The sequence below is a fragment of the Faecalispora sporosphaeroides DSM 1294 genome, from assembly GCA_000383295.1.
Taxonomy (GTDB): Bacteria; Bacillota; Clostridia; order Oscillospirales; family Acutalibacteraceae; genus Faecalispora; species Faecalispora sporosphaeroides.
The window spans coordinates 307,618-319,529 of the sequence record KB911068.1 but is presented as its reverse complement, the minus strand read 5'-3'; the positions used below and the strand labels follow the sequence as shown (position 1 = coordinate 319,529).

At 48.0% G+C, this 11,912-nt stretch carries 10 protein-coding genes, 2 tRNA genes and 1 pseudogene; 5 read left to right on the top strand and 8 right to left on the bottom strand.

Going from position 1 to position 11,912, the window contains the following annotated elements:
- Positions 1-77 precede the first annotated feature (77 nt).
- Together G340_RS0107800 and G340_RS0107795 are read left to right on the top strand one after the other, a co-directional pair.
- Positions 78-1,316 (top strand): lactate dehydrogenase, encoded by a 1,239-nt coding sequence (locus tag G340_RS0107800; RefSeq protein WP_020073090.1) that lies wholly within the window; start codon positions 78-80, stop codon positions 1,314-1,316.
- Between the two features lie 24 nt (positions 1,317-1,340).
- Positions 1,341-2,399, top strand: coding sequence for a flavodoxin family protein (locus G340_RS0107795; RefSeq protein ID WP_033402227.1), 1,059 nt, complete (start codon positions 1,341-1,343; stop codon positions 2,397-2,399).
- A gap of 820 nt (positions 2,400-3,219) precedes the next feature.
- Here G340_RS0107795 and G340_RS0107790 read toward each other — a convergent pair.
- Positions 3,220-3,306: transfer RNA gene (locus G340_RS0107790), tRNA-Leu, on the bottom strand.
- 402 nt (positions 3,307-3,708) lie between these two features.
- On the opposite strand from G340_RS0107790, the gene G340_RS0107780 reads away from it, so the two are divergent.
- Positions 3,709-3,921 carry a hypothetical protein gene (locus G340_RS0107780; protein WP_020073087.1) on the top strand — a complete coding sequence of 71 codons (213 nt, stop codon included), beginning with the start codon at positions 3,709-3,711 and terminating at the stop codon, positions 3,919-3,921.
- A gap of 552 nt (positions 3,922-4,473) precedes the next feature.
- Here the strand turns inward: G340_RS0107780 and G340_RS0107775 are convergent.
- Complete coding sequence (locus G340_RS0107775; RefSeq protein WP_020073086.1) at positions 4,474-4,956, bottom strand: GNAT family N-acetyltransferase; 483 nt, start codon at positions 4,954-4,956, stop codon at positions 4,474-4,476.
- 180 nt (positions 4,957-5,136) lie between these two features.
- Between G340_RS0107775 and G340_RS0107770 the strand changes: the two genes are divergently transcribed.
- Together G340_RS0107770 and G340_RS17100 are read left to right on the top strand one after the other, a co-directional pair.
- A tRNA-Met gene (locus G340_RS0107770) sits at positions 5,137-5,213 on the top strand.
- 109 nt (positions 5,214-5,322) lie between these two features.
- Positions 5,323-5,904, top strand: a pseudogene (locus tag G340_RS17100) (DJ-1/PfpI family protein).
- An 813-nt stretch (positions 5,905-6,717) separates the two neighbouring features.
- On the opposite strand, the gene G340_RS0107760 reads toward G340_RS17100, so the two are convergent.
- The 6 genes from G340_RS0107760 to G340_RS0107735 are packed head-to-tail and all read right to left on the bottom strand — an operon-like array spanning position 6,718 to position 11,844.
- Positions 6,718-8,103, bottom strand: coding sequence for a sensor histidine kinase (locus G340_RS0107760; protein ID WP_326522350.1), 1,386 nt, complete (start codon positions 8,101-8,103; stop codon positions 6,718-6,720).
- Positions 8,104-8,111: 8 nt separating this feature from the next.
- Positions 8,112-8,771, bottom strand: coding sequence for a response regulator transcription factor (locus tag G340_RS0107755; protein WP_027103912.1), 660 nt, complete (start codon positions 8,769-8,771; stop codon positions 8,112-8,114).
- Positions 8,772-8,815: 44 nt separating this feature from the next.
- Positions 8,816-9,637 (bottom strand): NisI/SpaI family lantibiotic immunity lipoprotein, encoded by an 822-nt coding sequence (locus tag G340_RS0107750; RefSeq protein ID WP_020073082.1) that lies wholly within the window; start codon positions 9,635-9,637, stop codon positions 8,816-8,818.
- Between the two features lie 28 nt (positions 9,638-9,665).
- Positions 9,666-10,406, bottom strand: coding sequence for a lantibiotic immunity ABC transporter MutG family permease subunit (locus tag G340_RS0107745; protein WP_020073081.1), 741 nt, complete (start codon positions 10,404-10,406; stop codon positions 9,666-9,668).
- Positions 10,407-11,135 carry a lantibiotic immunity ABC transporter MutE/EpiE family permease subunit gene (locus G340_RS0107740; protein WP_020073080.1) on the bottom strand — a complete coding sequence of 243 codons (729 nt, stop codon included), beginning with the start codon at positions 11,133-11,135 and terminating at the stop codon, positions 10,407-10,409. It lies immediately after the preceding gene.
- A 1-nt stretch (position 11,136) separates the two neighbouring features.
- The gene (locus G340_RS0107735) at positions 11,137-11,844 is read right to left on the bottom strand and encodes a lantibiotic protection ABC transporter ATP-binding protein (RefSeq protein ID WP_020073079.1); all 708 of its coding nucleotides are present in this window, start codon (positions 11,842-11,844) and stop codon (positions 11,137-11,139) included.
- Between the last annotated feature and the right edge of the window lie 68 nt (positions 11,845-11,912).

Below are 11,912 nucleotides of genomic sequence, written 5' to 3'. Positions count from 1 at the left end.
TTTCGCTGCACGCAGGGAACTGCTCTGCGTTTTTCTTCTCCGCTTGTCCAAAAATTTCATTTCTGGAAGGTGATGCTATGTATTATTATCGCTACAAAGGCGCTAACCTGGTGTCTCTCACCCCTCTGGACGGCTTCGGCCCACCCATTGCTCCGGTAACGGCGGGAAGGCTCTATGCTCCGGTTCCCGGGGACGCGGTCCTGGGCCGCGGCTCTTTTCGCGTCGGCCACCCGGGGCAGCTGCTGGCCCCCCACGGGCTGGAGGTGCTGGACGCCTCCCGCCTGACCGAAACGGAAGCGGACGGCCCCACCCGGGCCGCCATCGCCGAGGGCCGGCTCACCGCCGTCAACACGGGCCGCCCCGGGTGGGAAGAATTGCTCGCCGCAGCCCCGACCCCCGGCAAACGTCGGGTCAATCTGCTGGCCATCGGGGATGTGGGCTCCACTTTGCTCACCGGACTGAAGCTGCTCGGCGGGGATGTCATCTCCTCCATCGGCATCTGCGACCTGTCGGATCAGATCACCGCCCGCTGGGAATTTGAGATGGGCCAGGTCGCCCTGCCCTGGGATTACGACGCCCTGCCCGAGGTGAAGATTGTTTCCCCCGAGCACATCTTCGACTGCGACGTGTTTGTCTTTGTGGCTTCCAAAGGAATTCCGCCGGTGGGGTCTCAGGTGAAGGACGTGCGCATGGCCCAGTTTGAGGCGAACGCCTCCATCGTGAAGCACTACGCCAAAATGGCCCGCGAGGCCCGGTTCCGGGGCCTGTGGTGCGCCGTCTCCGACCCGGTGGATCCCCTGGCCAAAACCGCCTATCTGGAGAGCAACCGCGATGAATCCGGCACGTGGGACAGCAAGGGCCTGCGCCCCGAGCAGATTCAGGGCTTTGGCCTTGGCGTGATGAACGCCCGGGCCGCCTACTATGCCAAGCGGGACGAACGGTTCTCCTCCTTTTTGTCGGAGGGGCGCTCGTTCGGCCCCCACGGCACCGGCCTTTTTATCGCCAATTCCGTCGAGCACTATGACGAGGCGCTGTCTCAGGAGCTGACCCACCTCACCGTGACGGCCAATTTAAAAATGCGTGAGCTGGGCTTTAAGCCCTACGTAGCCCCCGCCCTGTCCTCCGGCGCTCTTTCTCTGCTTCTTACCCTGCGGGGCGAGTGGCACTGCGGCTCTGTTTTTCTGGACGGCATTTACATGGGCGTGAAAAACCGTTTCACCCCCGCCGGCATCGAAACCGAATTGCTGCCCCATATTCCGGACGCTCTGTTCGGCCATATCCGCGACGCGGCACAGCACCTGAAAGAGATTTTATAATTGTTTGAGAAGAAGGTAACTGAAGTGTCCCTGATCGTAATCGAGCCCTATCCGGACGTTCCGGGAGAAGACGCCCGTCTGGATGAAATTTTGCATCACGCTCTTGAGGGGCGGCAGGCCCGCACGCTGCGCCGGGCGGAGGATCTTGACGGCCTTTCCGGCCAGCGCCTCCTCTTTGCCCTTCCCCTTGGCGATACCGGCACGAACACAGAGTCCGTTCGGCTGCTGGCCCGCCTGCGCCGGGAGCCCTGGCTGCTGGAGGGCTGCACGGCCGGACTGATCGTAGACGGAACCACCCCTTTGTACACCAAGTCGGCGGCGGCGGAGCTGACTCTGGCGGCCAATCTGGCCGGCTGCGCGTTTTTGGGCCGCCCGCTGGTAGAGGGAACCGGTTCACTCACCAACTTTAAGGTTCAGGCAAGGCAGCTGAACACCGATTTTCCGGGGGCCTACCGCGCCGCTGCCCGGGAGCTGGCCGACCGCTTGGAGGAGGAAGCCTTCCCCAAGCCGGAAAAACCGGAGCTTCTGGTGCTCCACGCCTCCAGCCACCACACCTCCAACACTCTGGCGCTGTGGGAGGAGGTCAACTCCCGCCTTGGCGGCGCGTTCACCGTAACCGAAATCGGGCTGCGCAACGGCACCCTGTTCGACTGCTCAGGCTGCCCCTACACCATGTGCCTCCACTTTGGCGAGCGGGGGGGCTGCTTCTACGGCGGCGTGATGCAGGACGAGGTTTACCCTGCTGTTCGCCGGTGCGCCGGGGTGGTGATGCTGTGTCCCAATTACAACGACGCGCTGTCCGCCAACCTGACCGCCTTCATCAACCGCCTTACCGCCCTGTTTCGGCAGACACGCTTTTACGACAAGGCGCTGTTCTCCATTGTAGTGTCCGGTTACTCCGGGGGCGATATCGTGGCCCGGCAGCTGATCGCCGGGCTGAACATGAACAAGTCGTTCTTTCTGCCCGGCCGGTTTTCCATGCTGGAAACAGCCAACGACCCCGGCGAGGCCTTGGCTCTGCCGGGAATTGCGGACCGGCTGGACGAATTCGCGGCCCGCATCCGTGCCACTCTGCTGAATTAGCCCGCGAGGGGCTGTTACAAATTAGCCTTATCCAAAAGATATACACAAAAATGCGTCTTGGCTTGACCTGTAAAAAGTCGTTCCAAGGCGCATTTGCTTATTTTTGAGTCCATTTCTTAGTTCCATTTGCTATCTCAAATTCATTTTGCAACATCCCCACGGTTCGGGCAGTTCCGCAGAGCATGCGCTCACCTTAATTCTAAAGAAAAAAGCCGGAGCAGCCAACCCTTTTCGGGTGGCTTGCTCCGGCTTTTTTGGGGCGGTTTGCAACAGCCCTTCTTTCTATAGACAGGCATTCCAAATACATAAACGGAGCGCAGGAGGATCGAGGCCACCGTTCTGCTCCAACAGAAAACGCATTTTATTTCGCCGATTTCAATCCAGTTCTTCCCCGCCCCCCGGGCTTACTATATCCAGCAAAAAACCAGGAGCCATGCCTTCTGGTGCATGGCATCCGCAATAATCAATCGCACGAAGAAAGCACACTGGTTCAATCGAGAAGCAACTCGTTTTTCTTAATCTGCAACGCAACTACCGAATAAAGTAAAAAAAAAAACAGAAGCGTTCCTCTTTCGACCAAACCATTCAAATTCCAATGTGACCCAATGATTTGCCTTTTACCAATCGTTGATTACCGGGATTTTGATCGATCTTCAAGCTTTCCTGATTCTCAACCTTTATTTTCACACGGCGACCCACCCGCTGTGAAGCAGAAGCCTGTATTGCAGAGTTATGTTCTTCATATTATAAAGTTCAATTCTGGATGAAACAGGTTCTAAATAAAATTTTAAGGACAAAAGCTTTCGCTCTTGTCCTTGTTTGGTGCGAGGGAGGAGACTTGAACTCCTATGAGCTTGCGCTCACTAGAACCTGAATCTAGCGCGTCTGCCAATTCCGCCACTCTCGCGTTTTTTTGCAATCGCTTGACTGCTTGAGTATTATAGCATGGCCGTTTTTATTTGTCAACCATGTTTTTTAAAAAAGTTCGACAAATTATTTTTTGCCTTTCTTAATTCGACAGTTGTGCAAAAGAATCCGCGAACGAATGCAGCCTGAGGGGGCCTCAGAAAAGGCAGATTAAGATCAGAATCTTGGATTTGAGGAGAATTTCCGCTATCGATTCATGGCGCAATTTGACAATTTCGGCATTCTCACCGAAAGCGTTACAAATAAGCGCCGAATTATTCATAAAACCTCCATTTTTAATCAATTCAGGAAATAAACGTATATTTTGACAAGATTCACCATATGCATGCGCTATAATAAAAAACAGAAAATGAGTGATAAATAGAAAGGATGTATAACACTGATGAGAATACTGCTAACAAAAGAAGAGCTGGAACGCAAACTGACTCAAGTCAGTCATAATGATTTAATTGAGTTATGCATTGTGCCGGCGCAAAAAGATGGAGCGGAATATCATCCTGCATTTTTGCATCTCGGTTTCATACATAATGGACAATATTATGATTTGGAATCGATCGATGCATACTTCAATCAGGAGGGAATCAAAACCGCCTGATTTGAGGTCTCCAGCTCATACTGCCATGTAATAGGATGGAACCATTCCCAAACTGTAACTTAAAAGCTGAATAGCTCAATCACCCGAAAGGGCCCGTCTGAATTAAGACGGGCCCTTTCGGGGGTTCATTACATAGTAATATGGGAAAAGTGTGGCGTAAGCATCGGTAAGGCTGTTCTGCTGCCGGTGAATATTTCGCCGGCGCTTTCAGCCGCAAAGAGGGTGATGGTTCCGAAGTGCTGCCAAACCCTAAAAATCCGTTTCAGAATCCGTCAAAGCAGCTAGCGTTCCGGAATCTATGTGAATCACGTTCTATCTAATTTTCAGCCATTCAAATCAACTTATCTGCATTCTATCACGTTGTTATTTTTTAGTCAATCTAATTTTAGAAATAAATTGATTTTTTTTGAATTATTTTAACTTCCGTCGTACAAAGCAAGTCGTTTCAACCGCTTTCGTCACAAAATCAGAGAAGGAAATCCACACGAAAAATTCCCCTTCCTTCTTCGGTGATCCGCAAAAAGCACAGCGAAAAAAGCGTCATTTTGTGTTTTATAAAGTGTGATAGAACAAAACGATATCCTGGTAAGTACCGTCTTTCATCAAAAAGCCGCGCGGAATGGTTCCGATTTCGACAAAACCCAGTCTTTGGTATAAATGAATCGCATGTACATTGCTTGTTACCACGGCATTGAACTGTAAAAGCTGAAAACCGAGGGCCTTGCTCTTTTCCAGCGAGTGCTTTACAAGAAGCTCCCCGATGTGTTTCCCTCTGGCGGAGGGCCGGATCATGTAGCCGGCGTTGGCTATATGCCCGCACCGTCCTACATTATTGGGGTGAAGAATATATAAGCCCACCGCTTCACCGTCTTCTTCTGCAACCGCGGTAAAGCTCTGCTGCGCAAAAAACTCTTCCGCCTGCTCCGGCGTCAGAAGATCGGTCTGCGGAAATGTATTTCCTTCTTCAATAATCGTGTTCCAAATCTCCGTCAACGCTGGAACGTCCTTTTTTTGATATTCTCTGATAATCGTCATTGTGTCCTCCTGTCTGTGGTTTCGCGCTGTGTTGTATTGAAAAAAGTATAGCACAAAGCGATTTTTCTGACAAGAAAACAGCCTGCCCTTCACAATTTAAAATAAAATATAAAAATGTATTGACTTTTTTAAATGACGGTGTTATTATAGTTAAGCGCTCTTGAAGAGGCAACAAAATATCGCGGAGTGGAGCAGTCCGGTAGCTCGTCGGGCTCATAACCCGAAGGTCGTAGGTTCAAATCCTGCCTCCGCAACCAAATGAAAGTCATGTATGAGGAGTTGAACTCATACATGACTTTTTGTTTTATCTATGCTAAAATCAGGACATAAGCACATTATTTATATTTGACGGTGGAGGAACATTAGATGAAAGTATTGCTACTTTTAGCAAAAGGATTTGAAACAATGGAGTTTAGTGTATTTGTGGATGTGATCGGATGGGCAAGAAATGACTATCATTGAGATATTGATGTAATAACTTGCAGCTTTTCAAGAACAGTTGTAAGTACATTCGGTATTTCTGTGATCGTTGATCGATTGATCGATGAAATCAATGTCGATGAATACGATGCATTGGCTATTCCTGGCGGGTTTGAAGAGTTCGGTTTCTATGAAGAAGCTTATCATGAAAAGTTTCTGAATCTAATAAGAAAGTTTAACGAACAGCAAAAACCGATTGCATCGATTTTCGTTGCAGCATTAGCACTTGGAAAAAGTGGTATTTTACGAGACAGAAATGCTACAACCTATCACTTGCGGGATGGATATCGCCAAAGCCAGTTAGCTGAATTTGGTGCAAATATTGTTGGCTTACCTATCGTAGTTGATGATAACGTTATCACTTCATATTGTCCTGAAACCGCCGCCGGCGTTGCGTTTAAGTTGTTGGAAACGCTTACCTCCACCGAGCAGATGCAGGTTGTAAAGGAAGCGATGGGTTTTTGCTAATATCAGTTTGCAGTCAATCCAATTCCAAGTATTGAGCAAAACCGGAAGTACCGTAATATTTGAATTTTTGACCATATTGTTTGATGAAGTGATAGTTCAAATCCATATATAAAAATAGAATGATATCCAGTATTGACGTGGCTCGCAAACTTATAATACTGCAACAAGCCCATATTGCTATGGGCTTGTTGCAGTATTAAGACAAAATTATATAATGGGCAAAGACAACTGGGATTGAGATCACCCTGATATACAAAGAAGAGTGTCATTACCAATCGGGTCTGGTCTGTCCTATACCCGGCTATTCTCACCAGATGCGTATTGCTCTTTCCTGCTCTGCAGGTCAGGCGAACTCGCTTAACAGGCTCCAACTGTTAAGGTCGCGGCTGCACGGTCTATCATAAGAGTATCATTACACCCTTAACCAACAGAAAAATAATTTTACAACTCGGACAAAATGTCCGAGTTGTTCTTTTTTACTGGACTATCAATGTTTCGTGCTTGCTTTGCAGCATATAACGCATTCCAGCCACGCATCCGCTGTCAAGCCTCTTTTGGATCCCGCCCATTTAAAGCCCCATCAGTTCAAATCTTAACGAATTTAAATGAGGACTTAGAAGTTTTTACCTCTAATTATTTTAAAATTCTCCCTCGATACTCCTTGCGTTACACGGCCCTTATACACAATTAAAGAATCTGAATTCTGCCGAAGGCTCGGACTAACTCCATTATTCTCTTTTTCAATGTCCAAGTACGGCAGACATCGCTCCCCGTCGAGTTTCAGCTGTTTTTTGTTGGCGAGCGGTACGTGTTTTATTTTGAACCCTGCGGCTGTATTGGAATTTTTATAATCACCATTCCTCCGCCTGTGGAAGATTTATTTTCAAGGGTAAGCGTGCCTCCGTGCTGCCTCACAATGGAGTCTGCGATAAACAAACCCATTCCATAATGAAATTTCGAGCTTCTGCTGGAATCTCCCTGGTAAAACTGATTGGTCGCATTTTTCAAATCTGTCAGGGAGAACCCTTTGCCGGCATCGACAATTTGAAAGCAGATCATCTGCCCGTCATTGAATGTGGAAAATGTGATTGTGCCGCGTTCCGGGGAGTAATCGACCGCATTGGAAGCGACATTGATAATCGCTCTGGATATTTGGGAAGCATCTAAGCAAAGGGTGTCCGGCAGATCCGTTTCATCTGTTTCCATACGAATTTGTTTCATGGAAGCCAGCGCATTGATCTGCATATACAAATTGTCCAGAAAAGCTCTCGTTATGGTAGATTCCAATTTTAACGGATATTCGTTTTCTACTTTGGACAGGTCGATCAGCATCTGAATATACTGTTCCATCTGCTCCGCGTTCTTCTGGATGTAGAGGGTACATTCTTTTTGTTCTGCTGTTTGTCCCGTATCGTCCAGTATTTCCGCGTTGCCGCGGATTACGGTAAGAGGCGTCTTTAAATCATGAGCCAGAGCAGAAATCTGTGTTTTTCGCGTCTGCTCCATTTTCCACTGAGCTTCCAGAGAACGCTTTAACTCTGCTTTCATACTGTCGAGTGATTGCAGCGCAGAATCGATTTCTTCGATTCCGCTGTATTGAATATCAAACGCGAGGTCTTTCCCACGTATTTTTTCCGTAGCGTTTTCAAGCGGAATCAGTTTACGGCTGATTTTCTTTCCATAAATTTTAGAAAGCAAAAAAATCTCGACCAAAAATGCAACGATGATGACCCATACCAACACAATTTCTGGGGCGGGCAGGTGTTCCCGCAGTATTACCGGTGAAAATTGAGATAGAGATGAATATTCTACAATGCAGAATTCATTCTTCCGTTCAATCGGAAAGTAACAATCAGCAATAAAACCTGTTCCAAGAAATCCCCATGAGCTTCTCCGTCCTTTTTGGATGGAGTCCCATGCGGTCGAAGTCTCCGCCTCGGTCATGTTTCCTGACAAGAATTTACCTTCCGCGCTTACAGTGGCATATTTGCAGGTGTTCGGGATCAGGTCAGCACTGACGGTTTCAGCGGACGCAATCGCGTTCTTCTGGCTTTCAATGGATGCTTCCACATCACCTACGGAAATAATGAATCCCGACTGCAGCGATACTAAAAACAATCCGGTCACAATTAGGATTATCATCAAAAAACCGATAAATAGGGCAAGCAAATATTGGACAAAGAAGGTTCGGAGCTTCATACTTCTTTTCAGTCCCATTTGTATCCTATCCCCCAAGCCGTCGAAATCGGCGCCATTTTATAAACTGCAAATTTGGCCCGAATGTTCTTAATATGCACAGCCACGGTAAAGCTGTCACCCTCCGCGTTATATCCGCAGACAGCATCGTAAATTTGTTCCTTGGTAAAAACCTGTCCATGATTTTGGGCGAGGTATTCGCAAATTCCGTACTCAATTTTCGTCAGCGGAATCTTTTGCCCGTCCACAGTTACTTCCTTGGCCGCAAGATTAAATTCCAGGCCGGATACGTGCAGTACATGCCGCTTTTCACGGCTTTCCCTGCGCAGATGTGCATTCACCCTCGCCCGGAGCTCACCGGTGCTGAATGGCTTCTTGATATAATCATCCGCACCCAGGCCAAATCCAACCGTCACGTCGGATTCCATCGTCTTTGCGGTCAGGAACAGAATGGGACAATCCACCGAATCCCTAACTTTCTGGCAAAACGCAAATCCGTCCGTTCCCGGCATCATGACGTCCAGAAGAATCAAATCATAGTGATTCAAAGTTTTCGGTTCAATGTTGTCCGGCGACAAGGCTGTTGTCACAAGATGGCTATCCTTTTGGAGTGTTCTCTCAATCAAGGACAAAATATCCGGTTCATCGTCAATCGCAAGTATTTTTGCCAGAAACATCCCCTCCTTCTTCGCATCATCATAACACATTTCAAAGATTACAGGCAAACTGCAATCCGGTACTCTGAATTGATTACAACCGCAACCGATTTTGCTGTGTTTGTGTTTTGGATGGCGTAAACTTCGCCGTAGCTCCAGCTTTCACGTTTCTGTTTTTCGGAATCCTTTCCGTCCCAGTCAATCTTTGACAGGTCTTCTGCCGGAATTTTCAGTTTCGTTTTCTTGTCAAACACAAAGGATTGCGCAATAATATCAAGATATTCACCAATCTGATCCTCAGAAACCGTTTGATCTGTAATCTGGTATACGTTATTTGCCCGGAGCAGTTGGGTGCAGTCTCTGGGATTCACTGTAAAGCTTCCGCTGAAAGGATCAGATTGTTTCTGATCAAAGTGAAAAATCTGATCGGAAGTCTTCACGGTTTCCGTACAAATTGCCTGATGAAATTCACCATTTGCGTCAACGATCACTCCCTTTTCCATACTGCTTTTGGGTACGTAAACATTCAAAAACGGAATCACGGCGGTAGCATTCGGTTCTGTATCCGCAATATCAGCCAATGTCATGAAGGATGCGGTGTCTGTGTCTTGTTGGAGTAAAATTCTTCCCTTTGCGTCAACCACGGCAAATTTCTTGATGGAACCCACCCAACTGCCGAGTTCCCTTTCTGCTACGGTATTATTTAAAATAGTGTAGCTTTTATCTTGATAAGTGAACTGTGTGACGTTATCGGAATGAAGAGTACATTTCTCTTTATCATTCGGGTATAACTCTGTTTTTTGATTCAGAGAGGAGCATCCGCACAGCAGCCCGAAAATAACTGTGGCGGATAAGATCAACGTAAAAGCTCTATTTTTCATCGTTTGTTCCTTTTCATAAATGAGACTGCTATTCATTAGACTTTGAACCGTTCCAGCGCCAAAACCACAGAAGACTTGCCGCGATAGCTAATACGGTTGCCACAGCACACACAGAAACGCCATATTGAATATCTGCGGCGGCAAGTGATGCTGCTGACGGAGTCTGGAGGGAAAATATCATGTTGTTACAAATACGTACACTCCATGCCCACGGCATCCAGTGCCAGATTTGATCCCCCAATCCGGTTAGCGTCAGGGCGGTAATCAGCGCACCGAATATGCCCAGTCCGATGGAAGCGCCACGGCCAAACCGGAAGCTAACGAACAGGTGCAGAACGTATAAAAACACATATCCACCCCAAACGGCAAAAGCGGCACGAAGATAGAATTGTGCGGATGCTGCATGATACCCTGCCGCAAAAACGCCTATGGCAATGACCACGGAAAAGGCAGAAAGAATCAGCAATAAAAGCAGCTTACTCAAATATGCGGTGGCTCTGGATTTGGTTCCGGCCAGCATAACCTGATAGCTGCCAGCCTGTTCTTCCTGTGCGGCCGTCATGCCGCACAACAGACCAATCAATATGGGAAAAACAATGCACAGTGCCTCCAGAAAAGCATTGATTCGGCCCAAAGGTTGGCTGTTGACTGTGATGGAGTAATACCCTAAAAACGCGAAAGCTCCGATCAAGGGTGCGGCAACATGAAGCCATAGGATAGGAGTACGCTTGATCTTATAGAAATCTGAACAAATACAGCGGATCAGCACTTACCTCGCCTCCTGTCTCGAAAACCATACAGTCGTGGCAAGCAGCAGCAGCGCAAACAACACCAGAGATAGTGCAATTCCTATGGGAACAACAGACGGATTCAACAGCGGGTCGCCGCTCGGTGCGAGGGTTCCGTTCGGAAGAATTCCGAGTACCGGCGTTATCATTCGTGCTGTCCAGCTGTAAGGGCAGAGCCACCAATTTGACTTTGTTGCAAATAGTATGCCGAGCACGTCACCAATGCCAACCTGAAGGATAACCGTTCCAACCATGCCGACTTTTCTGGATAAAAACAGGCAAAGCGGAATTTGCCATAAAGAGCTTATGAAAATGAGAAACATCCCAAGACAAGAGGCTCCGAACGGTAATGGGTTCGGAACAAAGGAACCGCCAAGCAAAATTCCAATCAATAAAACAAGATTTGATAGCGCTGCGTAAAAGACCAGCGTCAAGTTTTTCGCTATCCAGACCTTTTTCAGTGAAACCGGCAGCGAAAGAACGCCGCGATATTCCAGCTTCTTCGTTTCTTTCTGGTCGGAAAGAGTGCAAATCAGAGCAATCAATCCGGGCATCAAAAGGATGTACCACCAGTTAAAAGCGTTCACTTGAAACCAGATAGCCGCTAAAGACCATGTCAGGAGCAGTGTGGCGAGCGGAGCAAACAGGATGAGTTTCCGCGCAAAGGTACGCTTCAACTTCAGGTTTTCCGCCTGAAAATACCGGCCCATGTCACGCACCCACCTTTTTGCTGTTCCTTACGACTTCCATAAACAGCGATTCCAGATTTTCACCGGGGCTGATCTTGCCTTCATACCCCAGCACCCCGCCCGCGATGATACCGATATGATCTGCGATCAGCTCCACTTCAGACAGGATATGGCTCGACAGGATAACTGTAATGCCCTGCTCGGGAAAAGACCGAATCAGCTCACGCAGATCCTGAATGCCGATTGGATCGAGCCCGTTGGTGGGTTCGTCCAGAATCAGCAGTTTCGGATGATTCAACAAGGCGATTGCAATGCCAAGACGCTGTTTCATCCCCATCGAAAACTGTCCGGCACGCTTGTTTCCGGTGTCGGTCAGGCTGACGGTTTCCAATACCTCTCGAATACGGGAATCCGGTAAACCCAGCAGCAGAGTACGCACCTTCAGATTCTCTTTGGCGGTGAGGTTTTCATAAAGCGGCGGCGATTCGATCAGCGCGCCGATATTTGTTAAATCTTTGCGACTCCACGGATGGCCTTCAAAAATGATCTCACCGGAGGTCGGGCGCAGCATACCGGTGATCATTTTCAGGGTAGTCGATTTTCCCGCTCCGTTGGGTCCGAGCAAGCCGTAGACAGAATTTTTTGTGATGGAAAGTGAGATATTACTGACCGCATGTTGCCGCTTGAAATCCCGACACAGGTCTTTGGTTTGTAAAATATAGGAATCCATAAGTACCTTCCTTTCATTCATCTGATTCTCACTATAAAAAGAAATTTTAAAGATTTCATAAAGAATGA

Bases quoted from the DNA above. Each gene is read 5' to 3' on its own strand.
- G340_RS0107800 (WP_020073090.1), top strand. From the start codon at position 78: ATGTATTATTATCGCTACAAAGGCGCTAACCTGGTGTCTCTCACCCCT.
- G340_RS0107780 (WP_020073087.1), top strand. From the start codon at position 3,709: ATGAGAATACTGCTAACAAAAGAAGAGCTGGAACGCAAACTGACTCAA.
- G340_RS0107775 (WP_020073086.1), bottom strand. From the start codon at position 4,956: ATGACGATTATCAGAGAATATCAAAAAAAGGACGTTCCAGCGTTGACG.
- G340_RS0107760 (WP_326522350.1), bottom strand. From the start codon at position 8,103: ATGAAGCTCCGAACCTTCTTTGTCCAATATTTGCTTGCCCTATTTATC.
- G340_RS0107750 (WP_020073082.1), bottom strand. From the start codon at position 9,637: ATGAAAAATAGAGCTTTTACGTTGATCTTATCCGCCACAGTTATTTTC.
- G340_RS0107740 (WP_020073080.1), bottom strand. From the start codon at position 11,135: ATGGGCCGGTATTTTCAGGCGGAAAACCTGAAGTTGAAGCGTACCTTT.
- G340_RS0107735 (WP_020073079.1), bottom strand. From the start codon at position 11,844: ATGGATTCCTATATTTTACAAACCAAAGACCTGTGTCGGGATTTCAAG.